At 68.8% G+C, this 25,638-nt stretch carries 23 protein-coding genes; 1 reads left to right on the top strand and 22 read right to left on the bottom strand.

What is annotated here, in order from left to right; all coding sequences use genetic code 11:
• Position 1: 1 nt before the first annotated feature.
• From R2910_06770 to alr, 18 genes are all read right to left on the bottom strand, one after another.
• Positions 2–1,204: a bifunctional 3,4-dihydroxy-2-butanone-4-phosphate synthase/GTP cyclohydrolase II gene (locus tag R2910_06770; GenBank protein MEZ4412667.1), complete on the bottom strand. Its 1,203-nt coding sequence runs from the start codon at positions 1,202–1,204 to the stop codon at positions 2–4.
• The gene (locus R2910_06765) at positions 1,204–1,803 is read right to left on the bottom strand and encodes a riboflavin synthase (protein MEZ4412666.1); all 600 of its coding nucleotides are present in this window, start codon (positions 1,801–1,803) and stop codon (positions 1,204–1,206) included. Before R2910_06765 ends, R2910_06770 begins: the two co-directional genes overlap by 1 nt.
• Positions 1,803–2,879, bottom strand: a complete 1,077-nt coding sequence (ribD, locus tag R2910_06760) for a bifunctional diaminohydroxyphosphoribosylaminopyrimidine deaminase/5-amino-6-(5-phosphoribosylamino)uracil reductase RibD (GenBank protein ID MEZ4412665.1) — start codon at positions 2,877–2,879, stop codon at positions 1,803–1,805. The genes R2910_06765 and ribD overlap by 1 nt, the downstream gene beginning before the upstream one ends.
• Positions 2,880–2,897: 18 nt before the next feature.
• Entirely contained in the window at positions 2,898–3,935 is a 1,038-nt protein-coding gene (gene purM, locus R2910_06755; GenBank protein ID MEZ4412664.1) for a phosphoribosylformylglycinamidine cyclo-ligase, read from the bottom strand.
• Complete coding sequence (locus R2910_06750) at positions 3,932–4,852, bottom strand: PfkB family carbohydrate kinase (protein MEZ4412663.1); 921 nt, start codon at positions 4,850–4,852, stop codon at positions 3,932–3,934. The genes purM and R2910_06750 overlap by 4 nt, the downstream gene beginning before the upstream one ends.
• Before the next feature lie 4 nt (positions 4,853–4,856).
• Positions 4,857–6,494, bottom strand: a complete 1,638-nt coding sequence (gene argS, locus R2910_06745; protein MEZ4412662.1) for an arginine--tRNA ligase — start codon at positions 6,492–6,494, stop codon at positions 4,857–4,859.
• Positions 6,491–6,829, bottom strand: coding sequence for a zinc ribbon domain-containing protein (locus R2910_06740; protein ID MEZ4412661.1), 339 nt, complete (start codon positions 6,827–6,829; stop codon positions 6,491–6,493). The genes argS and R2910_06740 overlap by 4 nt, the downstream gene beginning before the upstream one ends.
• 71 nt (positions 6,830–6,900) lie before the next feature.
• Positions 6,901–8,454, bottom strand: a complete 1,554-nt coding sequence (locus tag R2910_06735; protein MEZ4412660.1) for a methylmalonyl-CoA mutase family protein — start codon at positions 8,452–8,454, stop codon at positions 6,901–6,903.
• A complete protein-coding gene (gene fbp / locus R2910_06730; protein ID MEZ4412659.1) occupies positions 8,451–9,473 on the bottom strand; it encodes a class 1 fructose-bisphosphatase in 1,023 nt (340 codons plus the stop codon). The genes R2910_06735 and fbp overlap by 4 nt, the downstream gene beginning before the upstream one ends.
• Positions 9,470–11,728, bottom strand: a complete 2,259-nt coding sequence (locus R2910_06725; GenBank protein ID MEZ4412658.1) for a DNA internalization-related competence protein ComEC/Rec2 — start codon at positions 11,726–11,728, stop codon at positions 9,470–9,472. The genes fbp and R2910_06725 overlap by 4 nt, the downstream gene beginning before the upstream one ends.
• Positions 11,729–11,741: 13 nt before the next feature.
• Positions 11,742–12,026: a late competence development ComFB family protein gene (locus R2910_06720; protein MEZ4412657.1), complete on the bottom strand. Its 285-nt coding sequence runs from the start codon at positions 12,024–12,026 to the stop codon at positions 11,742–11,744.
• Complete coding sequence (gene miaB / locus R2910_06715; protein ID MEZ4412656.1) at positions 12,023–13,351, bottom strand: tRNA (N6-isopentenyl adenosine(37)-C2)-methylthiotransferase MiaB; 1,329 nt, start codon at positions 13,349–13,351, stop codon at positions 12,023–12,025. The genes R2910_06720 and miaB overlap by 4 nt, the downstream gene beginning before the upstream one ends.
• A gap of 1 nt (position 13,352) precedes the next feature.
• Entirely contained in the window at positions 13,353–14,495 is a 1,143-nt protein-coding gene (locus R2910_06710; GenBank protein ID MEZ4412655.1) for a hypothetical protein, read from the bottom strand.
• Complete coding sequence (locus R2910_06705) at positions 14,496–15,725, bottom strand: hypothetical protein (protein MEZ4412654.1); 1,230 nt, start codon at positions 15,723–15,725, stop codon at positions 14,496–14,498.
• Complete coding sequence (locus tag R2910_06700; protein ID MEZ4412653.1) at positions 15,722–16,117, bottom strand: cytidine deaminase; 396 nt, start codon at positions 16,115–16,117, stop codon at positions 15,722–15,724. The genes R2910_06705 and R2910_06700 overlap by 4 nt, the downstream gene beginning before the upstream one ends.
• Positions 16,110–17,279 (bottom strand): phosphopentomutase, encoded by a 1,170-nt coding sequence (locus R2910_06695; protein MEZ4412652.1) that lies wholly within the window; start codon positions 17,277–17,279, stop codon positions 16,110–16,112. Before R2910_06695 ends, R2910_06700 begins: the two co-directional genes overlap by 8 nt.
• Complete coding sequence (locus R2910_06690; protein ID MEZ4412651.1) at positions 17,276–17,530, bottom strand: DUF1844 domain-containing protein; 255 nt, start codon at positions 17,528–17,530, stop codon at positions 17,276–17,278. Before R2910_06690 ends, R2910_06695 begins: the two co-directional genes overlap by 4 nt.
• Positions 17,527–18,609, bottom strand: a complete 1,083-nt coding sequence (alr, locus tag R2910_06685) for an alanine racemase (protein MEZ4412650.1) — start codon at positions 18,607–18,609, stop codon at positions 17,527–17,529. The genes R2910_06690 and alr overlap by 4 nt, the downstream gene beginning before the upstream one ends.
• A 35-nt stretch (positions 18,610–18,644) precedes the next feature.
• On the opposite strand from alr, the gene mazG reads away from it, so the two are divergent.
• A complete protein-coding gene (mazG, locus tag R2910_06680) occupies positions 18,645–19,442 on the top strand; it encodes a nucleoside triphosphate pyrophosphohydrolase (protein MEZ4412649.1) in 798 nt (265 codons plus the stop codon).
• Here mazG and asnS read toward each other — a convergent pair.
• From asnS to R2910_06660, 4 genes are all read right to left on the bottom strand, one after another.
• On the bottom strand, positions 19,439–20,734 hold the full coding sequence (gene asnS, locus R2910_06675; protein ID MEZ4412648.1) for an asparagine--tRNA ligase: 1,296 nt from the start codon (positions 20,732–20,734) through the stop codon (positions 19,439–19,441). The genes mazG and asnS overlap by 4 nt on opposite strands.
• A gap of 47 nt (positions 20,735–20,781) precedes the next feature.
• Entirely contained in the window at positions 20,782–22,869 is a 2,088-nt protein-coding gene (gene recG, locus R2910_06670) for an ATP-dependent DNA helicase RecG (GenBank protein MEZ4412647.1), read from the bottom strand.
• Positions 22,853–23,698 carry a signal recognition particle-docking protein FtsY gene (ftsY, locus tag R2910_06665; protein ID MEZ4412646.1) on the bottom strand — a complete coding sequence of 282 codons (846 nt, stop codon included), beginning with the start codon at positions 23,696–23,698 and terminating at the stop codon, positions 22,853–22,855. Before ftsY ends, recG begins: the two co-directional genes overlap by 17 nt.
• Before the next feature lie 105 nt (positions 23,699–23,803).
• Positions 23,804–25,594: a hypothetical protein gene (locus tag R2910_06660; protein MEZ4412645.1), complete on the bottom strand. Its 1,791-nt coding sequence runs from the start codon at positions 25,592–25,594 to the stop codon at positions 23,804–23,806.
• Positions 25,595–25,638: the final 44 nt, after the last annotated feature.

Below are 25,638 nucleotides of genomic sequence, written 5' to 3'. Positions count from 1 at the left end.
CTCAGTGGGCCAGAAGGTGGCCGAGCTTGTCGCGCTTGGTGGCGAGATAGTCGGTGTTCTCACGGGTGTGGTCGATCAGCAACGGCACCCGTTCGGTGATCTCGAGCCCGTACCCCTCGACCCCCACCAGCTTGCGCGGGTTGTTGGTGAGGATGCGAATGGTGGTCAGGCCGAGGTCGCGAAGGATTTGCGCGCCGATGCCGTAGTTCCGGAGATCCGGGGCGAACCCGAGGCGTTCATTGGCCTCGACGGTGTCGTCGCCCCCGTCCTGCAGCGCGTAGGCCCGCAGCTTGTTCAGGAGACCGATGCCCCGCCCTTCCTGGTCGAGGTAAACGATGACCCCGGCGCCGGCCGAAACGACCTGGCGCATCGCCGCGTGGAGCTGCGCTCCGCAGTCACAGCGCCGGGAACCGAAGACATCGCCGGTCAGGCACTTGGAGTGCATGCGCACCAGCACGTTCGACGCCCCCTCCACCTCGCCGTGCACCAGCGCGACGTGTTCGGCGTCGTCCACATCGTTGCGGTACCCGATGACGCGGAACTCCCCGAATTCGGTGGGCAGTCGGGCGGTGGCCACCCGGTGCACCAGCCGCTCCTTCTGGAGCCGGTAGGCCACGAGATCGGCCACGGTGACGTAGGTGAGTTTGTGCTGCTCCGCGAACACCTCCAACTCGGGGCGGCGCGCCATGGTGCCGTCCACATTGAGGATCTCGCAGATGACGCCCGCGGGTGCGAGCCCCGCCAAGCGTGCGAGATCGACGCTCGCCTCCGTCTGGCCGACCCGCTGCAGCACGCCACCCGGACGGGCGCGCAGCGGGAAGATGTGCCCCGGGCGCCGCAAGTCTGCCGGGACAGTGGCCGGGTTGATGGCCACATGGATCGTGGCCGCGCGGTCGGCCGCCGAAATACCGGTGGTGACGCCGAAGCGGCGCTCGGCGTCGATGCTGACCGTAAAGGCCGTGCTCAAGGCTTCGGTGTTGTGTTCCGCCATCTGGGGAAGGCCCAGCTGGTCGCACCGCTCGCCGGTGAGAGCCAGGCAGATGAGTCCCCGACCGTGCAACGCCATGAAATTGACCATCTCCGGCGTGACGAGCTCCGCGGCGCAGACGAGGTCGCCCTCGTTCTCGCGGTTCTCGTCGTCCGCCACGATGACGATCTTGCCGTTGCGCAGGTCCTCAATCGCCTGCTCGATCTTTGCAAACATCAGATGTGCTTTCCGCGGCGCGACAGCCACGCCGCCACATATTTGCCGATGGTGTCGCCCTCGAGATGGACCCGGTCGCCGACCTGGCGCTCGCCAAGGGTGGTATGCTGCAAGGTAAATGGTATCAGCGATACCTGGACGATGTGCCGCCCCCGCAGCGCGTTGACCGTCAGGCTGACGCCGTCCACCGTAATCGAACCGAGCGGAATTGACGCCTCGGCAACCGCCTTCGGCACGGTGATGTCCATCAGCAGGGCGTCGGCCTTCCGCGTGAGGCGGCGTACCGTGCCGACCCCGTCCACATGCCCCTGCACGAGATGCCCGCCAAGACGGTCACCGGCACGCAGGGCCCGCTCGAGGTTGACCCGCCGGCCGGCGCGATAGTCCCCGAAGCCGGTGCGCTCAAGGCTGGTGGCGATGACATGCACCGCGAATGCGCCCTTCAAACGCTGTGCCACGGTAAGGCAGGCCCCGTCCACCGCGATACTTTCTCCCAAGGCGAGCCCCCGCCATGGCGCACGGATGGTGAGGACGCGCCCGCCGTCCTTGGCCCGGGCGGATTGGATCGTGCCAACGGCGGTGACCAGGCCGGTGAACATCAGCCCCGGTCCGTCACCAGCAAGGTGTCGGCACCCAGCACCCGACGCTCCACGACTTCCCAGCGGTCCACCGTGGCGAGCTCGATCCCCGGCAGCCCGGCGACAGCGGGCACGGCCCCGTCGCCAAGCCAGATGGGACTCTGGATCCAGTAGTAACGGTCCACCAATCCCTCCCGAAGCAAGGCCCCCGCCAGCTGCCCACCCCCCTCGACCAGCAGCGAGCCGACGCCCAGCCGGCCGAGCTCGTGGAGCCCATGCTGCAGACCGCTGGTGCGCAGCAGCCGGGCGCCGGTCGCCTCGATGGCATCCGCCCGCTCACTGGACAGCAGGGGGCCGACAACAACCGTGGTCGGCAGCTCCGGCGCCGTCCGCAACACCTCGAGTGAGGTCGGCAGGTTCCCGGTCTGGTCAAAGATGACGCGAAGCGGCGCGGTCCGCGGTTCAATCGCGCCGCGCACCGTCAGGGACGGATCGTCCACTCGGGCGGTCGCGCCACCGACGCCGATGGCGTCCATTCCCGCCCGGAGCCAGTGCACGTAGTCCCGCGCTTCCTCGCCGGAAATCCAGCGCGACCGCCCAAAGCGGTCCGCGATGCGGCCATCGAGCGACGTCGCCAGTTTCAGCGCCACCCATGGGCGCTCGACACCACGCCAGCGGGCGAGGAAGGCGGCGTTTTGCGCCGCCGCCGTCGCCCGGCCGACGCCTCCCTCAACGGTCAGGCCTGCCGCCCGAAGGACCTCCGCCCCCCCACCGGCGTCGGGGTTGGGATCCTCCAGTGCATAGACGACGCGCGCGACGCCGGCGGACAGGATCGCCTCAGTGCAGGGCGGCTGCTTGCCGTGGTGGGAGCATGGCTCCAGCGACACGACAAGTGTGCCACCCCGGGCCCGCTCGCCGGCCACCGCTAGGGCCGCGCGCTCCGCGTGCGGCCCCCCGAACTCCGCGTGCCAACCCTCCCCCGCCACCTCGCCCGCGGCATCGAGCAGCACGGCGCCCACCAGCGGGTTCGGGTGCACACACCCCCAGCCGCGCCAGGCGAGTTCGATCGCACGATCCATCGCGGCGGCCTCGGTCACGTCAGCCTGACTTTCCGCTCAGCTCGTGAACCGGACGCCCTGGGGACCGGCCTCGACATGTCCCATCACCCAGGTCTTCACGCCGTCAGCCGCTGCCGCCGCTTCCGCCGCCGCAACGGCGTCCGCCGGCAAGACGGCAATCAGGCCCGCGCCGAGGTTGAAGACATCGCGCATCTCGTCGGTGGAGACCTTGCCGGCCGCCTGCATGAACCGGAAGATCGAGGGCCATTCCCAGCTGGCGGTCTCCACCACCGCCTCGCAGCCTGCCGGAAGTACCCGGATGAGGTTGCCGGGGATCCCGCCACCAGTAATGTGGGCCAGCGCATGCATCCGGTCGAGGACTGGCGTGACGGCCTTGGCGTAGCTGCGGTGGACCGCAAGGAAGGCGTCCGCCACGGACTGCCCCAGACCGGGCCACTCGTCGGTGATCCCAAGCCCGAGGTCCTCCGACGCGATCTTGCGCGCCAGGGTGTAGCCGTTGGTGTGGAGCCCGCTGGACGCATACCCGAGAAGCACATCGCCGGGCACGACGGCGTCGCCATGCAGCGCTGCGTCCTCCTCGACCACGCCGACGATCGTGCCGGCCAGGTCGAAGTGCCCGTGGGCATAGAGTCCCGGCATCTGCGCCGTCTCCCCGCCGGCGAGATCCATCCCGTGCGCCCGGCACCCCCGGGCCACGCCCTCGACGATGTCGGCGAGCATCTCGATGCCGAGTCCCGCACCGGCGATGTAGTCCATGAAGGCCAGCGGGCGGGCGCCGTGGACCAGGATGTCATTGACGCTGTGATTGACGAGGCACTCGCCGACGGTGTCGAAGCGCCCCGCCTGCTGGGCCACCAGGACCTTGGTGCCAACGCCGTCGGTGCTCATGACCAGCGTCGGGTTCCGCATCCCAGGGGGAATCCGGACCATGCCGCCAAAGGCACCGACCCGGCCGGCGGTCAGCGGTGTGCGCGTGCCCGCGACGAGGCGCCCGATCCGTGCCTTCGCGGATTCCGCGTCGGCGAGGTTGACGCCCGCAGCGGCGTACTGGCGCGATTCGCCGGGCTGCGTCACGGGACCCGCTCCGCCTGCGCCACATGGGTGAGGTCATAGAAGGCCCGCACCCGCTTCTCGACGTCCACGGTCGTCACCCCGTCGAAGCCCTTGATGCCGAATTGGGAGACCGCGAACGACCCCATGGCCGCGCCGTAGATCATGGCGCGCCGCAGCTGCTCGCCGTCCGCGCTGCCGGCCCGGGCCAGGTACCCCATGAATCCGCCGGCGAAGGCGTCGCCGGCGCCGGTCGGGTCAAACACCTCCTCGAGCGGGAAGGCCGGCGCATAGAACGTCCGGCCGGGCTCGATGAGGAGCGCGCCGAACTCGCCCTGCTTGATGACGACGCGTTTCGGTCCGTGGGCCAGGATCCAGCGCCCCGCGCGGTGGATGTTCCAGTCGCCCGACAGTTCGCGGGCCTCCCCGTCATTGACCATGAGGATGTCCACGCGCTGGAGCAACTTCATCAACTCCGGCTTGCTGCTCTGGATCCAGTAGTTCATCGTGTCGCAGACCACGAGCGTCGGCGACGTGACCTGGTCCAGCACGCCGTTCTGGAGCACCGGGTCGATATTGCCGAGGAACACGAACTTTGCCGCGCGGAGCGCCGCCGGAATCTTGGGCTGAAATTCGGCGAAGACGCCGAGCCTGGTCTCGAGGGTCTCCCGGCTCTGCAGGTCGTAGGAATACTTCCCCTTCCACCGGAAGCTCTCGCCTTTGGCCCGCTCGACACCACTCCAGTCGATTCCGCGCGGCGCGAGCCGGTCGAGCTCGGCGACCGGGTAGTCGTCGCCGACCACCCCGACGACGTGCACCCGGTGCATCAGCGACCCCGCAACGCTGAAGTAGACGGCGGAACCGCCGAGCGCATCGGCGGTCTCGCCGAAGGGGGTGTGGATCGAGTCGAGGGCGACGCTGCCAACCACCATCAGGGTCATCAGATCACATCCGGTCGGGGGCCGTGAGGCCGAGAAGAGTGAGGCCGTTGGCCAGGACGATGCGCGTGGCGCGGGCCAGCGCCAGCCGGGCGCGCTCCACCTCGGGCGGTTCGCCGAGGACGCGGCACTTGTGATACCAGCCGTGGGTGAGGCGGGCGAGTTCCTCGAGGTAGCCGGTCAGGCGGTGCGGCTCCAGTTCCCGCGCGGCGCGGGCGGTCACCTCGGGAAACGCCGTCAGCTTCTTGAGCAGTTCGCGGTCCTCGGGTGCGGGCAGCGCGTCGAGCTGGACATCGGCACTGACGGTGTCCGGATCGACCTCCGCCACCCGGAAGATGCCGCTCACCCGGGCGTGCGCCATCTGCACGTAGAAGACCGGATTCTCGTCGCTCTGGCTGGTGGCCAGGTCGAGGTCGAAGTTGAGTTGCGAGTCCCCGCGGCGCATCAGGAAGAAGTAGCGCGCGGCGTCCGGCCCCGTCTCGTCGATCAGGTCGCGCAGGGTGATGAACTCCCCCGAGCGCTTCGACATCTTCACCTCTTCGCCTCCGCGCAGCACCTTCACGAGCTGGACGATGGAGACGTGGAAGAATTCGTCGGGATACCCGAGCGCCCGCATCGCGGCCCGGACCCGCGGGACGTACCCGTGGTGATCCGCACCCCAGACGTCGATCACCCGGTCGAACCCCCGGTCATGCTTGTCGACATGGTAGGCGATGTCGGGAAGGAAGTAGGTGTAGGTGCCGTCGCTCTTGCGAAGCACCCGGTCCTGGTCGTCGCCGAAGTCGGTGGTTCGCAGCCAGAGGGCGCCGTCGCGCTCGAAGGTCAGCCCGCGTCCGTCCAGGAGCGCGAGCGTCTCGCCAATCGCCCCGCGGTCGTAGATGGCCTGTTCGGAGGAGATCAGGTCGAAGTGCACCCCGAAGCTCGCCAGGTCTTCGTCCTGCGTCGCCCGCTGCATCTGCACCGCGAGCACCCGGCAACGCCGCACGCCCTCATCCTCGGGCAGGTCGGCGAACGCCGTGCCCTCCCGCTCGAGGAGCCGGGCGGCGTCGCCGCGCAGGTACTCCCCGTGGTAGCCTCCCTCGGGAATCGTGGCGGACCGGCCCACCGCCTCCTGCACGCGCGCCCAGAGGCTCTGGGCCAGGCGATCGATCTGGACCCCGGCGTCGTTGAGGTAGAACTCCCGCGTGACTTCGTGCCCGGTCCATTCCAGCAGGGAGGAGACAGCGTCACCCAGCGCCCCGCCCCGCCCGTGCCCGACGTGCAGCGGCCCCGTGGGATTGACCGAGACGAACTCGACGTTGACCCGCGTCCCCTTGCCGTAGTCGTGCGCACCATACCGATCGCCGGCCTCAATGATGGCATGGAGCGCGGCGGCAAGTTCGTCGGTGGCGAGCCAGAAGTTGATGAAGCCGGGGCCGGCAATCTCGGTCTTCTCGATAATCCCGTCGGGCAATGTGAGCGATTCGAGGATCCGCGAGGCGACCGCGCGGGGGGAGGTCTTCTGCACCCGGGCGAGCACCATGGCGAGGTTCGTGGCGAGGTCACCGTGGCCGGCATCCTTCGGGCGCTCCAGCACAAATTCGGCGTCAGCCGCACCCAGCTCCGCGGCCACGCGGGCCAGCGCCTCCCGCAGCGCGTCGCTCACTCGGCCGCCTTCTTCGAGCCGCTGCCCGACTTCGAACCCGCATCCTTGCCCGATTTCGATTCGGGCTTGGCGGGCGTTGCAGGTGCCGCGGCATCCGGCTTGGCCGGCGAAGACCCCGCCCCCTCTCCGGTGTCCGCCTTCCGGGCGCCCTTCCCGTCCTTGCCGTAGTCGGTGATGTAGAACCCGCTGCCCTTGAAGACCAGGCCGGCCCCGCCGGAAATCTGGCGAGCTGCCGGCTTGCCGCAGATCGGGCACTTGACCCGTGGCGACTCGGACATCTTGTGGATCTTTTCGAAATTGTGCCCTGAGGAGCACTGATAATCGTACGTCGGCATGCCGCTCCATCCGGTCTAAGTAAAGCCAGCCGATAAACTTAGCCTCTCAGGAAGCGGGGTTCAAGGAAGCGTCACCGCCCGGGTCGGTAGGTCCCCCAGACTTCGCGCAGCACATCGCTGATCTCGCCCAGCGTGGCCCTGCTCCGGACGGCCTCGAGAATCGTCGGCATCATCGGGTCGCTGCCCCCGGCGGCCCCCCGGACGGCGGCCAGGGCGGAGGCGACACGGCCGCCATCGCGCTCGCTGCGGATCGTTTCCAGGCGGGCGCGCTGGCGGCCCGCCAGCTCGGCGAAGTCGGGCATCGCGATGACCGGCGGCGGTTCATCATCGGTGAATCGGTTGACCCCGACCACGACCTGCGCCCCCGCCTCCTGGCGCTGTTGCGCCTCCCAGGCGCTCTTGGCGATCGCCTCCTGGAAGTGTCCCTTGGACACCGCTGCCGCAGCGCCTCCGAGCGCGTCCACCGCCTCGATGAGGGCCAACGCCTCCGCCTCGATCCGGTCGGTGAGCGCCTCCACGAAATAGCTCCCGCCCAGCGGATCGATCACCTCCGCCACCCCGCTCTCGTAGCCGAGGATCTGCTGGGTCCGCAGCGCCAGCGTGGCGGCGTCGGCTGTCGGCAGGGACAGCGCCTCGTCGAAGCCGTTGGTGTGCAGCGACTGGGTGCCGCCCAGGACGGCGGAGAGGGCCTGGACCGTGACGCGCACCACGTTGTTCAGCGGCTGCTGCGCCTGCAGGGTGACACCGCCGGTCTGGGTGTGAAAGCGTAGCCGGGCGGTCTTGTCGTCGGCGCCGAACCGGGCCTGCACCAGCCGCGCCCAGAGGCGCCGCGCCGCGCGGAACTTGGCCGCTTCCTCGAAGAGATTGTTGTGCGCGGCGAAGAAGAAGGAGAGCCGCGGGCCGAAGCTGTTGACCGGCAACCCCGCGTCGACCCCGACACGCACGTACTCGAGGGCGTTGGCGAGGGTGAACCCGATTTCCTGCGCGGCAGTGGCGCCCGCCTCGCGCATGTGGTAGCCGCTGATCGAGATGGGGTTGATGTTCATCCCCTGCTCCGAGACGTACCGGAAGATGTCGCCGATCAGGCGGAGGGAGGGCGTCGGCGGGAAGATGTAGGTGCCGCGCGCGATGTACTCCTTCAGGATGTCGTTCTGGATGGTGCCGCTCAGGGCCGCCGGTGCCACCCCCTGCTCCTCGCCCACCACGATGTACATCGCGAGGAGGATGGCGGCGGTGGCGTTGATCGTCATCGACGTGGACACCTGGTCGAGCGGAATGCCGCGGAAGAGGAGGGCCAGGTCGTCCACGGTGTCGATCGCCACGCCCACCCGCCCCACCTCCCCCTCGGCCAGCGGGTGGTCGGAATCGAGCCCCATCTGCGTCGGCAGGTCGAACGCCGTTGACAGCCCCGACTGGCCGGCCGCGAGCAGGTGGTGGAAGCGGGTGTTGGTCTCTTCGGCGGTGCCGAAACCGGCGTACTGGCGCATCGTCCAGAGCCGCTCGGTGTACATCGTGGGGTACGGCCCGCGCGTGAACGGAAAGCGGCCCGGCGCGCCGAGGTCGCGCGCGGGGTCGCCCGCCCAGTCCGCCGGCCCGTACAGCGCCTTGGGCGCCCGCTCGGTCATGGAGCGTCGGTCCCGAATTCCAGCATCGTGCGCGTCACGAACTCGACGTCCGCCTTCGACCCGATCGCGAGCGGCACCCGCTGGTGCAATGACTCCGGTTGCAGGTCGAGGATGCGACGCACACCGTCGGTGGCCGCCCCCCCCGCCTGCTCCACCAGGAACGCCATCGGGCTGCACTCGTACAGCAGGCGCAGCTTTCCGTTGGGGTTCTTGGTGTCGGCCGGATAGAGGAAGATCCCCCCGTTGATCAGGTTGCGATGGAAGTCCGCCACGAAGGCGCCGATGTACCGACTGTTCTTCCCCTTCATCCGCTCCGGCGTGTCACCGTGAAAGCCCCGCACCGACATCTGGCTCCCGCGGTTCCAGCGCGCGTAGTTCGATTCGTTCACGCTGTAGTACTTCCCGACCTCGGGCGTCTTGATGTCGGGATGCGAGAGGAGGAACTCGCCGATGGTGGGGTCGAGCGTGAAGCCGTGCACGCCCTGGCCCGTCGTGTACACCAGCATCGTGCTGGAGCCGTACAGCACGTACCCGGCGGCCACCTGCTTGTGACCCGGCTGGAGGACGTCGGCCATCGTCCCGCGCCCCTCCATCGAGACGCGGCGGTAGACGCTGAAGATGGTCCCGACGGAGGCGTTCGAGTCGATGTTGGAGGACCCGTCCAGCGGGTCGAACAGCACGACGTACTTGCCGGCCGGATATTCGGGGGGAATGGGAATCGGCCCGTCGTCCTCTTCCGAGGCCATGACGCAGACCCGGCCGGTATGGTTCAGCGCGTTCTTCAGGATCTCGTTGGCGAAGACGTCGAGCTTCTGCTGCTCCTCGCCCTGCACGTTGACGCTTCCCATTGCCCCGAGCACGTTCACCAGCCCGGCCCGCCGCGTGGCGGCGGCGATGAGCTTGGCACCCAGCGCGATGTCATAGAGCAGGTTCGACAGTTCCCCGGTGGCCTCGGGATACTTGTGTTCCTGGTCGATGATGAAGCGTTCGATGGTCGTGACCGCCGTGGTTCCGATCATGGCTCACTCACTGTGTGCGTGACCACTCCCCTGCGGGAATGGATGGTCATGGCCCGGCCGTCCGTCCGAACCTCGATGGTACCGTCCCGATCGGTGCGAAAGATCTCGACCGCCGCCGCGGTCAGGCGGGCCATCGCCTCCGGCGCCGGATGGCCATACCGGTTGCCGTCGCCGACGCTGATCACCGCCGTCGTCGGCTGCAATTCCGCCAGCCAGCTGGCCCCCGTGGCCCCTCGGCTTCCGTGGTGCCCGACCTTCAGCAGGTCGGCCCGGCCGACCCGGCCTGCGAGTGCCGCCTCCGCCGGGAGGCCGGCGTCGCCCGCCAGTACCGCCCGAAACCCACGATATTCGACCAGGAGGACGATCGAATTCTCGTTGAGGTCCTGCCCCCACCCGTCCCAGGCGGTATCCGGGTGCAGGACCAGGAATCGCACACTGTCGAGCACGAAGCCGTCTCCGCGTCGCGCCCGCATCCACGGCGCGTCGACTTCATCAACTTGCGCGAGGAACCCGGCGTAGAGCGGCTCCGCGCTTGCCACCGCCGGGTCGATGACCTCCGAGACCGTCATCCGGTCGAGGATCGACGGGAAGCCGCCGAGGTGGTCGGCGTGGGCGTGGGAGAGGACCATCGCATCCAGCCGACGAACACCATGCCGCCTCAGAAACGGCAGCACCACGCTCCGGCCGGCATCGGAGGAACGCCCGATCGGACCGCCATCGACCAGGATCCAGTGCCCGCCGGGGGTCCGGATGGCCGCGGCATCCCCCTGCCCGACATCGAGAAAATGTAACGCCAGTTCCGACCCCTCGTCAGGTCGAATCCGAAGATCGGAGAGCCCCGCAAGGGCAATCCAGCCCCAGACCCCCACCACCGACATCCACCCCAGCCGCCGGAGTGCCTCCGTCCGGGTGGTCCGACGGATTGACCAGAGGAGTGCGAGGAGCGCGCCGAGCCAGGGGATCGCCGCCCCTGGAGTGGCGGGCATGATCAGGTGCCCGCCGGGAAGCGCGCTGCCCCAGCGCGCCACTTCCTGCAGCAGCCCGAGTCCGACGCCGGCCCCGGCGGCGAGCGGGGCAGCAATCGCGGGCAGCACCGACCCGAAGACCAGGCTTGCCACCACGGCAGGGACGACGAGTGCCGCCAGCGGAATCGCGACGAGGTTCAGCCCGATGCCGACCAACGCCACTGTTCCGAGGGCCGCGGCCGTGATCGGCGCGGTGGCGAAGGTCGCCCCGATCGAGGTGGCGAGGGTCCGGACCAGTGCCCCGCTGTTCAGCCGCTTCCCGGCCCACCCGGCAAAGGTCACGGCCCCCCAGAGCGCGGCGATGGAGAGCCAACCACCCACCGCCAGGACCGCCCACGGATCAACGATCAGCACGAGGAGCGCTGTCGCGCCCAGCAATGCCCCTCCCCGCGGCATCCGCTGCCGGCTTCGTTCGAGCGCGAGCAGCACGGCGAGGGTGGCGGCGCGCGCGGCGGGGGCGGGCCACCCGAGAAACAGGGTGTAGGCGACGGCAAACAGGGCGGCCCCGAAGCCGGCGGATTCCCGCCGGAGCCCGAGGAGCCGCAGCAGGATGAAGACCCACCCGGCGAGCAGGCCGAGGTGGAAGCCGCTGATGGCCAGGAGATGCATCAACCCTGCGCCGGCGAAGTTCTCGAGCAGGTCTCGATCGAGATCGGTCCTCCGCCCCAGGACGAGTGCGTCAATCAGCGGTGCCCGCCGGCCGTAGAGGCGCCGGGCCGACAGGTGAATGCGCGTCCTGATCCGGTCGCCCAGGGTGGCCCTGGTCACCGCATGGCTTACCTCCGCGACAAGCAGAATCCCGCCCGGGCGGCCGAATCGTGCCTGCCTTGGCCGCCATTGTCCCACGGCGTCCAATTCCGTGCCGGCCGGCGCCTCAAGGGTCCGCGGCCAGGCCACGGCAATACTCCCCTGGCATCCGGCCGCCGGCAGGGAGGCCCGCGTTCGTCCGCCTCCCGAATCGACCGGCTCCTCGGTGCGCAAGGTGAGCGCGAGTCGACCCGCCGGGAGGATCGCCGCACAACTGGCCTGGTCCGCTCCTCTGGCGAACGAACCGGCGGCAAGGCCGAGGAGGATGCCGGCGACGCTCACCCGCCGTGGCCAGCCGGGGAGGGAGACCAGCATCGGAATCAGGAGGAGGAGAACGACAACTGGGGCCGGAAAATGCGCGAGGCCGGTCGCGAGACCGGCCCCGTAGGCAATTGCGATGGAAGCAGACAGCGGGGGCCTCATGGGCCCGGTGAAATCATGTGGGGGGAGGTGCCACCCTGCCGCACCGGGGCGTCCGGGTGACCTTGCGAAAGCCTTCCATGACATGGATCTCGATCGTGACCCTGGTCTGGTCCTTGTCGAGATTCAGCTCCGTGACCACCTTGCCCTCGACACTCGCCACGTACCGCGCGGGGAGGCGATTGAGCGCGTAGACCAGCACATCGCTCCGGCAGATTTCGCAACCGCAAAAGTCGGGGAAATGCCCCTTCAGCGCCTCATAGGCGGCGACCACGTGCTCTTCCACCAGGTTGTGAATCATAGGACCGCCAGTTGGGGGGCGACCACGGCGCCCGTGAACGTGGATCCTGTGGTGCCAGTGAGCCGCACCGTGTGATACTCGCCAATACTGTCGGCCGGGAGGTCAAGCACCACCAGCAGGTTGGAGCGTGTCCGTCCCAGCATCTGCCCGCCACGCCGCGCCGGCCGCTCGACGAGCACCTCGTGGACTCCGCCCACCCGCGCGGCATTCCGCTGACGGGTCCCGCCCCGGACGTGCGCGATGAGCCGCTGCAACCGCTCCGACCCGATTGCCTCGGGCACATGGCCGGGAATGCGCACCGCCGGTGTGCCGTCACGAGGCGAATACAGGAAAGTATACGCCTCGTCGAACCCGGCCGCATCCACCAGCGACATGGTGTCGCTGAGGTCGGCCTCGGTTTCGCCCGGAAATCCGACGATGAGGTCCGTCGAGATGGTGAGCCCGGGCATCGCGGCGCGCAATTCCGCCACGACCTCGAGGAACCGCGCGCGGGTGTATCGGCGCAGCATGCGCCGCAGCACGGCATCCGAGCCGCTCTGGGCCGGGAGGTGGACGTGCTCGCAGACCGCGGGCGTCTCCACCATGGCCTCGATGACCCGGGGCGTGAAGTCGGTCGGATAGGGGCTCGTGAAGCGCAGCCGCCGCAAGCCGTCCACGGCGCCGACGGCGCGCAGCAGGTCCCCGAAGTCGTGCGTGCCGTCGTGGTAGCTGTTGACGGTCTGGCCGAGGAGGGTCACCTCGGTGGTGCCGGTGGCGACCAGTCGCTGCACCTCTCCGACGACTTCATCCAACGTGCGGCTTCGCTCGGTGCCACGCGTGTACGGAACGATGCAGAAGGTGCACTTGTAATCGCAGCCCCGCTGGACGGTCACGAACGCCATCGGGCCGGACTCCCGCGCCTGCGGGACATCCTCGTAGTGCTCCCACGACCGGAACTCGGTGTCGGACACCCGTTCGCCTGCCAGCGCCTGACGAATCAGGTCAGGCAGATGGCGATAGGCGTCCGGTCCCGCCACGAGGTCGACCCGGGGAACCTGCGCGAGCAGCTCGGGGCCAAGACGCTGAGCCATGCACCCGACGACCCCGAGGACGGTGCCCGGGCGGGTATACCGCTGCAGCTCCCCCACCCGGCCGAGGACGCGCTGTTCCGCGTTGTCGCGGACGGCGCAGGTATTGACCAGGAGCACATCGGCGCCATCCGGGTTGTCGGTGGCGACGAAGCCCTCACGCCCCAGCGCGCCAAGAATGAGCGACGAGTCCGCCACGTTCATCTGGCAGCCGTACGTCTCGACGTACACGCGGCGCGGTGCGGGTTCGGGGCTCATCTCAGGGCTTCAGCGTCAGGCCGAAGGAAAGGACCCACGCATCCTCGGAGAAACCGTTGTCGTCCTTCCGCCAGAGGCGCTGGAGGGCGACATCGGCGGCGGCGTGCCCCTTGGCGAACCGCCCGCCGGTCCCGGCGGACACGCTGAACTCGGAGGGCTGTATCCCTGGCGTCAGCGGGAACGGGAGTTGCCGGCTGCGCACACCGAGCCGAAGCGGAAACTTGCCGGGGTTCAGCGGCGAGGTGTAGAGCTCCGCGCCCAGCGCAGCGTTGAGGGTGTTTTCCGCCCCGGCCCCCCCATTGGCAAGCAACTCGGCGTTGGCGTCCGCCCATGTCGTGTAGGTCACCTCGGCGCTGATGGTCCCGCGCCGCTTCAGCTGGTACTGCGCCCCGCCACCGATGGTCCAGGGGAGGGCGAAGGTATACGCCTGGAGCGAATCGCGGTCCACGTTCATCGACCCGTCGTGACGCACGAGGGCGGTGACCAGGAGCGGCTCGATCGGGTGGTACACCGCGCCGACGCTCAGACCGACGGCGTTGTAGGCGAGTTCGGACCGCTGGCGCACCGGCGCAAAGAGCGAGTCGTCAAAGACGCGGCTCAGGAAGAAACGGTTCGAACCGGTGAGGAAGTGCAGGCCGAATCCGAGCGCCAGCTTCTTGCCGTCCCGGTACCCGACGGCCAGCCGGAAATCTGAGGTGCCGCCGCGCGACTCCAGCGAATCGCGATAGCCGACCGGCTGCCCGTTGACCGGCGTGGAGTCGGTGGTCACGAACCCGAAATCGCGGTCGGTATAGGACCCGAAGCTCCCGGAGACGTAGAACGGCGACTCCTTGATCCGGTTGATGACGATGATGTTCGGCATGCCGGCATCCGAGCCGGACCCCGTCCCCCCGGGACTCGTGCTGCTTCTCCAGTCCTGGAAGACGTTGAAGCCGATGGTGAGCCCGACGATGGAGGTGATCGCGGCCGGGTTGGTGGCGGACATGCCATCGAGCAGGCTCATGCTGCCGGCCATGCCGACCGCGCGCGCCGAGAGGGGCGGCTGGGGGATGCCAAGGGCACGCGTGTCGAAGATCGACGACTGCGCGGCTGCGGTGCCCTGGACGCCGCACACGAGTGCCAGGACCGTCAGGAAGCGTCGCACTCAGGGCTCCTCAAAGTCGAGCGGGGCCACGTAGGTGACGCGAAGACGCGGGACGCCCGAGCCACTGCGGGTCGACGCGAAGATCGGCACCGTGAAGGAGGACGCTTCCGGCTGCAGCGAGATGAAGAACGCCTGCGCGGGCGGATTGTTGATCACCTGCCAGGTGCGCACGATGTCCACCACTTCCATGACCACCGAGTCCGCCGAGCCGACCGTCACCGGTGTCACGGCAGCGAGCAACGGGACCAAGGGCGACTTGGCCCCCTGGTCACTGAGCACACCGCGGGCCGTGAGCGTCGTACCGATGTCCCGCACGCCCTGGATCGGCTGGACGGGCGTGAGCAGCAGCTCCGCCCGAAGAATCTGCACGCCGATCAGGATGCTGTCGGGAACGTTGAACCGGACGATGAACCGTGACGATGGTGCGCCGCCGACGAGCAGCTGATTCGCCGTGGGCACAGGCGGGTTCTGCTGGACGAAAGTGGCAAAGTTGGGCACCCGGCGAATGGCCGCCGGCTGGTTCGCGGAGTCGACTTCCGGCACGCTGATGTACCAGGTGACCGTCGGGATGAAGGTGCCGGCGGTGAGGTTGCCCAGTTCGACCCCGGTGCTGGCGTCGGCCGTGAGGGACACCGCGAGGGCCAGCACGCCGCTGTCGGCCGCCGGGATTTCCAGCTTGGCGAGGTCGGCTCCGGCAAACACCGCCCGCACGTTCCCGTTCTGCAGCGTATCGGGAATTAGGAGGCTGTCCACGAACGTCCCGGGCGTCAGATACCCGGCCACGTCCGTATAGGTGACCCCGCTGTCGAGGGTTGCCGGCGCCCGGTACACCTGCAGCGCCAGGCCCGTCGCGGAGGAATCCCGGGCCAGGACCCCGAGACTGATCGCGACACTGTCGATCGTGAAGGTGTAGAGGGTGTCGAGGATACTGACGGAGTCGGGCAGCAGACCGAAACGCATCGCCGTCAGAATCTGATCGGCGGAGTCGGCGGTGGACACGAGGAGCCCCGTGCCGTCACCCGCGGCAACGTAACCGGAGTAGGTGCTGTCACCGTCGAACACCGCGTCGATGACGGTGTCGCGGATGACGATGTTCCCCCCCGGACAGGTCTGGGGACAGGAACCTGGGGTGGTAAAGTCCTCGGTGCATCCGGCCAGGCCAAGCACCAGCAGGCCAACCGCTCCGAGGAACACGCGCCCTGCGCCGAGCCGGGAAAGAAAGTCGATCAAGGTGCCTCAAGACGGTGCGAGGTAAATGCGTCAGGCAGCAGTTCGGCCAGCGTCCAGGTCTGTGCCCGCCCTGGCCCGACCGCGTCCACACGGAGGTCCAACCCGAACTCGGCCAGCATCTGGCGGCAGGCGCCACAGGGCGAGGCCGGAGGGTCGCTGTCGCTGATCACGACGATCCGGCGGAATGCCCTGTGACCCGCCGCGACGGCGGCGACCAGCGCCGACCGCTCCGCGCAGATGGTCAGCCCGAACGAAGCGCTCTCCACGTTGCAACCGACAAACACCTGGCCATCCATCCCCTCGAGCGCGGCCCCCACCCGAAAGCCGGAGTAGGGCGCGTAGGCATGGAGCTGGACGGCACGAGCCGCCTCGAGCAGCACATCGTCAGGCATTCCAGATCTCCCCGAGGAACGAGCGCCCCGACTCGAGCGGCGCGGCGCCGAGGAACTCGGCGACGGTCTGCCCGATGTCCGCAAACGTCGACCGTTCACCGAGCGGGACCGGCCGCACCCGGGGACCATACACAAGCAGCGGCACCCGTTCACGCGAATGGTCGGTGGACGGGGTGGTCGGGTCGTTCCCGTGGTCCGCGGTAAAGATAACGAGGTCCTCCTCCCGCACCCCTGCCAGAAGTCCCGGCAGTGCCCGATCGAGTTCCCGGAGCCCGCCGGCGAATCCCGGTACGTCGTTCCGGTGGCCCCACGACTGGTCGAACTCGAGAATGTTCGCGAAGATGAGCCCCCGCCTGGCCGTCTGCAGGGCGGAGCCGATCAGGTGGTAGCCCTCGGCGTTGGTGGCCGCGTGCACGCTGGCAATGTTCCGGCTCGCGAAGAGATCGTCCACCTTCCCGATGCCGAGCCTCGGAATATGCCGCTCGGCCAGCCGGTCGAGCAGCGTGGGGCCCGGCGGCGGCAGGCTGATGTCCTTCCGGTGGGAGGTGCGGGTCCAGGCGCCGGGCGCCCCGAGGAAGGGCCGCGCGATGACGCGGGAGACGCCATGCGGGGGCTGCAGGATGTCGCGCGCCTCCGCACAGGCCTTGTACAACTCCTCCAGCGGCACCACCTGCTCATGCGCCGCCACCTGGAAGACGCTGTCCGCCGACGTGTAGACGATCCACGAGCCGGTCCGCTGGTGCTCCTCACCCAGCCGATCGAGGATCGCGGTCCCCGATGCCGCCACGTTCCCCAGCACCCCTCGCCCCGTGCGGCGCGAGAACTCCGCGATGACCTCGTCCGGGAATCCATCTGGATACGTCGGGAAGGGCCGCTCAAGCGTCAATCCACAGAGTTCCCAGTGCCCCGTCGTCGAGTCTTTGCCCGCGCCGGCAGGCTGGCAGGTTCCGTACGCAGCCGACGGTGCGGTCACCTCCGCGATCCCGGGCAGCGGAGCGCAGCAGCCGAGCCCGAATGCTTCGAGATTCGGGAGCGAGAGCCCTCCGACACTCCGGAGCGTGTTGCCGAGCGTGTCGCTCCCGGTGTCGCCATAGGTGGCGGTGTCGTGCGCCGGTCCGATCCCCAGACCGTCCAGCACAATGATCACTGCCCGCCGGCTCATGGTTTGGCAGTCCCCTGCACAAACCGGAAGCGAAGCGCGGTGACGACCTCGTCGAGCAGCTTCTTCTCGTCCGGCTCGAGCTGCCCTGCGGTCTTTTCCTGCAGCATGCCGAGCGTATCGATCAACGCCTGTCCCACCTGTCGGGCGTCGGCCGGGCTCAGCCCTTCCGCACCGGGCGGCAAGTTGCCCGCCAAGGCTCCCTCCGCCTGCTGGGCCAACCCGAGCACGAGCGACATGAAATGCTGGTTCATACTCCCTCCGAATAGCGACGGATCACCCGAGGCCCAAGCCCCGTCAACAGTGCATAGCTGATCGTCCCGGCCGCCGACGCCTGTGCGTCGAGCGACGGGGCGCTGCCGAAGATGGTGGCGACCGCTCCGACCGGAACCTCGGCGTCGCCCACATCGACCATCGTGAAGTCCATGGTCACCCGCCCGACGATCGGGCGGAGGATGCCGCCGAGCTCCACCTTCCCCACGCCGCTCAGCGACCGCGGCAGGCCGTCCGCGTAACCGGCCCCGAGCGTGACGATATTGACGTCGGACCCAGCGCGCCACGTCGCACCGTAGCTGACCGATTCCCCCGCCGCGACCCGCCGACTCGACACAACCGGCGCGCGAAACCGCACGACGACCTCGGGCGACGCCATCCCGGCCACGCCACCGTAGAGGAAGATGCCTGGCCGAATCAGATCGCCCGCGAAGCGATGTCCCTGCATGGCCGCGGCGCTGTTGGCCGCATGAACCAGCGGCGGGCGCCGCGGGAACGCCGCAATCACCGCCTGCAGCCGGTCCCACTGGCCACCCGCTGAATCCAGGTCGGTGTCGGCCGAATGGAAGTGGGTGAATACACCTTCCCATCCCGACGCCTTCTCGAGGAGCGACCCAGCCTCCCCGAGGAGATGACGATCGTTCCAGGAAAATCCGAGCCGGCTCATGCCGGTGTCGATTTCCACATGGAACGGCCGATCGCCTGCGGCCAGCCAGCGTCGCAGCTGCTCCAGGTCGCCGATGACCGGGCGCAAGTCGCCGCGGAGACAGTGGTCCATCCCCTCGGGCGACAGCGGCCCGAACACGACGATCGGCCGACGAATCCCCTCCCGGCGAAGCGCCAACCCTTCCTCCGGGGTCACGACACCGTAGCCCCATGGGTCGACCGCCTCGAGGGCATGCGTCGCCGCTGCGGCGCCGATGCCGTAGGCGTTGGCCTTGACCATGGGGAGGAGTCGGGAGCCGGAGACCGAGAGCACGGTCCGGGCGTTGGCGACGAGGGCGCCAAGGTCGATATCGGCCCAGGCACGGGCTGGCGGGATAGGGTTTGACGCGCTCACGAGACGGCGGGTATGATACCGTTCACGGAGGATAAATGCAAGAGAATTCAGCGCTTGGACGTGCCATGGAGATGGTCAGGGATCTGCGTGTCCGGTGCCCCTGGGACCGTGCGCAAACCCGGGAGACGCTGCGGCCCTACCTGGTCGAGGAGGTGCTGGAAGTCGATCAGGCCATCGGCTCCGGTGACCCGGCGCTGTTACGCGATGAGATGGGGGACTTTCTCCTTCATCTCGCCTGGCAACTCGTCCTGGCCGAGGAGCTCGGCGAGTTTACCGCCAAGCAGGTGGCGGATGACCTGGTCGCCAAGATGCAGCGTCGGCACCCGCACCTCTTCGATCTGGGCCCCGCGCAGCCCTGGGAGCAGCTGAAGCGGCAGGAGCGCCCCCGTGGCACCCTCGAGGGCCTTCCCCCGACGCTTCCTCCCCTGCTCCACGCATTCCGGCTGCAGGAACGAGCGGCATCCGTCGGGTTCGACTGGGACGACGTACAGGGGCCGCTGGAAAAGGTGCGCGAGGAGATCGCGGAAGTTGTGGAACAACTTCCCGCGGCTGGGCAGCGGGGCAGCGAGGCAGCGGGGCCGTATGTGGAGCACACTGCTGAGCAGGCTGCGTCGCCGGAGTTGATCGAGGAGATTGGGGACCTGCTTTTTGCGGTGGTGAACCTGTCACGGAAGGCGGGCGTGGCACCCGGTGTCGCACTCGACAGGGCCAACCGGAAGTTCATCGAGCGCTTCCGGGGGGTAGAACGGCTTGCCGCCGAGCGGGGAATCGATCTCCACTCGGCGGGGCTGACAAAACTGGACGAGCTCTGGGACGAGGTGAAGTCGCGCTAGGGGTAGAGCCGGTGAATCTGCCTCGGGAACGCGATCGACTCCCTGATGTGCGGGTTGCCGCAGATCCAGGCGATGGTGCGCTCGACGCCGAGGCCGAAACCGCTGTGCACAAAGGTCCCGTACTTTCGCAGGTCGAGATACCAGCGATACGCCTCGGGGTCGAGCCCCTGGGCGAGGATCCTGGCCAGCAACCGATCGTGATCATCCTCGCGTTGTGAACCGCCGATGATCTCCCCGTACCCCTCGGGGGCCAGGCAGTCGTTGTTCAGCACCGTCCGGGGGTCGTCGGGGTTCTCCTTCATGTAGAAGGCCTTGACCTCTTTGGGGTAGTTGAAGACGAATACAGGCCGGTCGTACTCCTTCGCCAGCAGCGTCTCGTCGTCTCCCCCGAGGTCCTTCCCCCACGTGATGTCGGAGCCGAGCCCCTGCAGCTTTGCCACGGCATCGGTGTAGCTGATGCGCGGAAAGGGGCCGGTCACCCGCTCAAGCGGCGCCGTGTCACGCTCGAGCTCCTTCAATTCTTCCTTCCGGCGGTCCAGCACGCGCGCCACCACGGCGGAGATGAACTCCTCCTGTAGGGTCATGTTGGCGTCGGAGTCGTTCCACGCGACCTCCGGCTCCACCATCCAGAACTCGGTCAGGTGGCGCCGCGTCTTCGACTTCTCCGCCCGGAAGGTCGGACCGAAGCAGTACACCTTGCCGAGTGCGGCGGCCGCCGCCTCGACGTAGAGCTGGCCCGTCTGCGCGAGGTACGCTTTGCCCAGGTCGAAGTAATCGGTGCTGAAGAGGTTGCCCGCCTCCTCGCCGATCGATCCGGTGAGAATCGGCGTGTCCACCAGCACAAAATCGCGGTCGTAGAAGAAGTCCCGGATGCCCTGCACCACCTCATTGCGCACCTTGGCGATGGCCACCTGGCGACGGCTGCGCAGCCAGAGGTGCCGGTGTTCGAAGAGGAAGCTGCTCCCATGCTCCTTGGGCGAGATGGGATAATCCGGGCTGGTACCGAGGATCTCCACCTCGGTTGCCGTGAGCTCATGGCCACCGGGCGCGCGCGCATCCGCCCGCACCTCGCCAGTCACCGCGATCGAGGCTTCCTGGGTGAGTTCGGAGAGCCGGAGCCAGGTGGCCTCCGGGACCTCGCGCTTCGAGAAGACCGTCTGCAGGTACCCGGAACCGTCGCGGAGCACCACGAAGGCGATCTTGCCGCTGGATCGGGTCGTGGCGACCCATCCGCGGACGGTGACAGACTGACCGACGTGGCGATCCAGTTCGTTGATTCTGACGTATGGCATGGGGCTCTGCTGCAGTAAGGGTCGTTGAGGGTAGGATTGTACACCCCCTACCCGATGCGAAACAACTCCGTCGCTCTCGGAAAGCGGGCCAGCGCACGGGCCCGGATCGACTGGTTGACGGTCCGCTGGAGCATCGGGTCGGCGGCCAGCACTTGCCCCGCCAGTTCACGCGCGCGCTGCAGCAGGGCCGTATCCTCGGGGAGCCGCGCGTGCCGGACCTCGATGCCGCCAGACTGGCGCGCGCCGATCAGGTCGCCCATCCCCCGCTCCTTGAGATCCAGCTCCGCGATCGCAAACCCGTCATTGGTGGCCGCGAACGCCTTCAACCGGTCCGGCGTCCGCCCACCCGGCAGCAGGATACAGTGGCTGTCCCCTGCACCGCGCCCGATGCGGCCCCGCAGCTGGTGCAACTGCGCCAGCCCGAACCGCTCCGGGTGCTCGATCACCATGACGGTGGCGTTCGGCACGTCGATTCCCACTTCAATGACCGTGGTGGCGACGAGCACCTGCACCGCGCCATCCCGAAACCGGCGCATGACCCGGTCGCGCTCGTCCGCCTTGAGGCGGCCGTGCACGAGCTCGACCACGAGGTCAGGCCACCGTGCATCGAGCATCTCCGCCATCGTGGTGGCTGCACGGAGATCCGCCTTTTCCGATTCGTCGATGATCGGCAGGACGACATACGCCTGCCGCCCCGCGCGGCACTCAGCCTCGATGAACGCCATGACCCGTTCGCGATGCTGTTCGCTGCGGATGGTGGTCCGGACCGTCCCTCTCCCCGGCGGCCGCTCCCGCAGCTGGGACTGGTCGAGGTCGCCATAGAGGGTGAGCGCCAGCGACCGGGGGATCGGCGTGGCGGAAAGCAGCAGGACGTCCGGGGAGGATCCCTTCCCGATCAGGGCGGCGCGCTGCTCCACGCCGAACCGGTGCTGTTCGTCGATGACCACAAGGCCGAGCCGGCGAAAGGCTACACTCTCCTGCATCAGCGCGTGCGTCCCGACCGCGATGCGCGCGCCACCCTGCCCCAGCCGGGCCTTTGCCGCCTTCTTCGCGGCCGCCGTCATCTTCCCCAGCAGCAGCTCCGGCACGATGCCGAGCGGGGCCAGGAGTTCGGTGAGGGTCCGCGCATGCTGCTCGGCCAACAACTCCGTGGGCGCCATCAGCGCCGCCTGGAAGTCGTTCTCGACCGCCAGGAGCATGGCAAAGAGCGCCACGACGGTCTTCCCGGTCCCGACATCGCCCATCAGCAGGCGATGCATCCGTTCCGGGGCGGTCATGTCCGTCGTGATTTCCCGAATGGCCTGCTTCTGGTCGGTCGTCAGCTCGTAGGGAAGCGCCGCCTTCAGCGCCGACGTGAGGTCGCGCTTGACCTCGAAGGCGATGCCGCTGCGCTGGCGCTTGGCGAGCGTCCGGGCCCGCACCAGCATCAGCTGCAAGTCAAACAACTCATCGAAGGCGAGACGCCTCCGGCCCCGCTCGGCGTCCGTCACGGTGGCGGGCCGGTGTACGTCGCGCAGCGCGTCCACCAGCGTGGGGAGGGCAAGTTCCGACCGGATGGACGCCGGCAGCGCGTCTTTCACCAACGGGAGGAGGTGGTCAAGATGCCGGTCCACGAGGGAGCGGATCATCTTGTGGCTGAGTCCCTCGGTGGCGGGGTAGACCGGCAGCACCCGGCCACTTTCCGGCGCAATCGCCTCGTCCTCATCCGCCAGGATCAGGAATTCGGAGGGAGCGAGCTGCCTGCCGTGGTAGAAGCGGACGGTACCGGCGACCAGCAACGTCTGCCCAACCTCGATGGTCCGATCGAGAAATGCCTGACCTGGCCACGCGCATTCGATAACGCCCGACGCATCGCGCAGCACCGCGCGGAAGATCCGGAGTCCCTTACGGGTCGGCACCACGCCCTTGTCCACGACGCGTCCGATACAGGCGACTTCATCCCCAACCCGGGCGCGGGCCACCGGAATGACGGACGAGGCGTCGAGATATCGATGCGGGAGATGCCAGAGAAGATCCTGCGCGGTCACGACACCGAGTCGCGCAAAGGCGTCGGCGCGCCGCTCGCCGACCCCCTTGAGGAACTTGACGGGCGTGTCGAGCCGGAGGCTGGAGGGGGCGCTACCCTTCGTCGGCAAGGAGGTGCCTGGCGAAGTCTCGCGGATTGAAGGGGACAAGGTCCGCCACGCCCTCCCCGCGGCCCAGGAACCGGATCGGCACGCCCAACTCGCGTCGCAACGCGACCGCCGCCCCGCCCTTGGCGGTGCCGTCGAGCTTGGTGATGATCAGCCCGGTCAGCGGCACGGCCTCGGCAAAGAGCCGGCCCTGCTGCACCGCATTCTGTCCGACGGTGCCGTCGAGCACGAGCAGCGACTCGTGAGGAGCGCCCGGGGCACGCCGGCCGACCACGCGTGCCACCTTGCGCAGTTCGTCCATCAGCCCTTCCTGCGTGTGCAGCCGGCCGGCCGTGTCCACCAGCACGGTGTCGGCACCGCGGGCTACCGCCGCCTCGACGGCGTCGAAGGCCACCGCGGCGGGATCCCCTCCGGGCGCGCCCGACACGCACGGCACGTCGAGTCGTTCCGCCCACACCTCCAGCTGCGCAATGGCCCCGGCCCGCCAGGTGTCGGCGGCGCCCAAAAGGACCTTCCGTCCCTGCCCCTTGAGGCGATGCGCCAGCTTCGCCACCGTCGTCGTCTTGCCGACGCCGTTGACCCCCATGACAAGCACGACCGTGGGGCCGGACGCGGCCCGGGCGATCTCGCCCGAGCCCTCCGCGGTGGCGAGCAGCTCCGCAATCCGGTCGACCAGCGCCTCCTTGAGGTCGGCCTCGCTCTTCCAGGTCCCTCGCCGGACCCCATTTTCGAGCACCGCCATGAGGTCCATCGTGGCGGGAACGCCAAAGTCGGCCTCCAGCAACAGCCGCTCCACCGACTCGAGATCGGCGGCGTTGAAGCCCCGGACCATCGCCCCACGTCGGTGAGCGCCAACCGCTTGAGGCGGCCCCAGAGGCCCAGCTTTTTCTGTTCGGTGACACGGTCGCGTTTCATGGACGGAATCTAACGCCGGGAGTCAACGCAGACCGAGGCGGCGGCGGGCCAGCCACTCCCCCGCCAGCGACAACAACACCAGCAGGTAGAGCCATGCCGACTGCCGCGCGGAACGCCGGGCACCCGCCCCAGCCGCAGGGACGGGGCGAGAGGAGACGACCGCCTCCCGTGGGAGCCATTCTCGGGACCAGCTGTCCACGGCGGCGACGCCGGTGCCCCCTCGAGGCCCGCCCAGCCGGTAGCGGTAGATCCCCGGTGAAAGCCAGATCGACGCGCGCCCGTCGCCGCCGAAACGAAGGGTGTCAAGCTGTTCCCGTCCCTGCTGCTCGAAAGTGATGGGCAGTATCGTCAGCGAATCGTTTGCCCGCTCGAAGGTGAGAGGCATCCCCTGCTCCGTGACCCGCTGAAGGATGCGCGCCTCGGAACTTCCCGCGTCCGGTTCTGCCAGCAGCCAGGACACGGCGGCGGCGACCAACGCACGATAGACATCCGCGCTCGGACCACCCCGGAACCCCCATCGCCAGAGGCCATCTGCCCCGAGCACGACTTCCCGGCGTCTCCCAAGCTGTTTCCCGACCATGACCGGCCGCACGGCGCCCCGCCGCCCGAGCTGGACCATAAGACCGACCCAGTCCCCCGCGGCGGGGGTGAGCGTCCTGATACCCGTGAGCGGCGGGAGCGAATCGACGGGGACGCCGAGGAAGGCCAACGCGACGGGAGAGACAGGTGCGGCCGACGCATACCACTCGCCCGCGCCGGACTCGGCCTCAGGCCACCGCAGGAGCCCGCGCGCCCTGGAGATGTCAACCAGTGCGGGCGCTTCCCCGCGCACGATCAGCAGATCCGCGCCGGCGGCGGATGCGCGCACGGACGCCGCACCAACCACGGCCAGGCCGTCCATATCGCGCCACCGTTCCCCGTCGAGCCGGACGAACCCTTTCACGGGCAAGTCGGCCACATCGCGCAGTGTGCGGTAGAGAAACCGTGCGTCCCAGTCGCCGGGGCTCGCCAGCAGCACGATGCCCGGCGTACCGCTGAAGTCGACCGCCACGAGGCGCGCATCGTCTCGCGGCTCCGCGTCGGCGGCCGCCTCGATGCCCACGGTCAGGAACTGCGTCCCGACCGCGACGCCACGAGTCGCGGCCGCGACACGCAGCGGCAGGGAGCCGTCCGGCGGCAGGATCGCGGTCGTTCGTCCAATGACTCGCGGCCCCGCCCGCACGAGCACCGAGACGCTCTCGGGCGTCGTTGTCCCACCGGAGGAAATTTCCACGTTCACGATGATGGTGTCGCCGACCGTCGCTCGGGCGGGCGCCCGAACCTGCCGCACCGCGAGGTCGCGGCCCCGCGTCCGCGGGAGCACGACGAACCCGGTGGATGCGAGCAGGTCCGCGGGTGCGTCACCCAGGTCGTCGAGTTCCCCGTCGGTGACGACAACCGTCTGCCGTCCGATGGCCGACGCGGCGGCAAGTGACGGGGCGAGGTCGCTCTGCCCGCGGCCGGGGACCGAATCGGTCCAGGGCCGGGCGTCGCCGAACCAGCGGACCCGGCCAAGGCTGCGCGCCGTGTCGACGGCAATGCTCCAGTGTGCAGAGTCGGCGAGCATGCTGAGCGACGCATCGAGGAGCACGAGGGGAGGGCGGGTATCGACCGGCCCGGGGCAGCTGGGGTTGACCAGCAACGCGCCGAGCCCGCCCCAGGCGATTGCCCGGAGGAGCATCGGGATCCAGGTCCGTTCGCCCCGGGCTTCCAGCCGGCGATAGGCGATCAGCGCGAGCGATGCCGCGAGGGGGATGAGGAGGAGTGTCAGCATGGCGGTCTGGAGAATCCTACGCGGGAGGCGGCGTCAGGATTCGG

This window comes from Gemmatimonadales bacterium, assembly GCA_041390145.1.
In the GTDB taxonomy this organism is placed as follows: domain Bacteria; phylum Gemmatimonadota; class Gemmatimonadetes; order Gemmatimonadales; family GWC2-71-9; genus SPDF01.
Note: the sequence above shows the minus strand (reverse complement) of the source record. Positions and strands in the feature narration are given on the sequence as shown.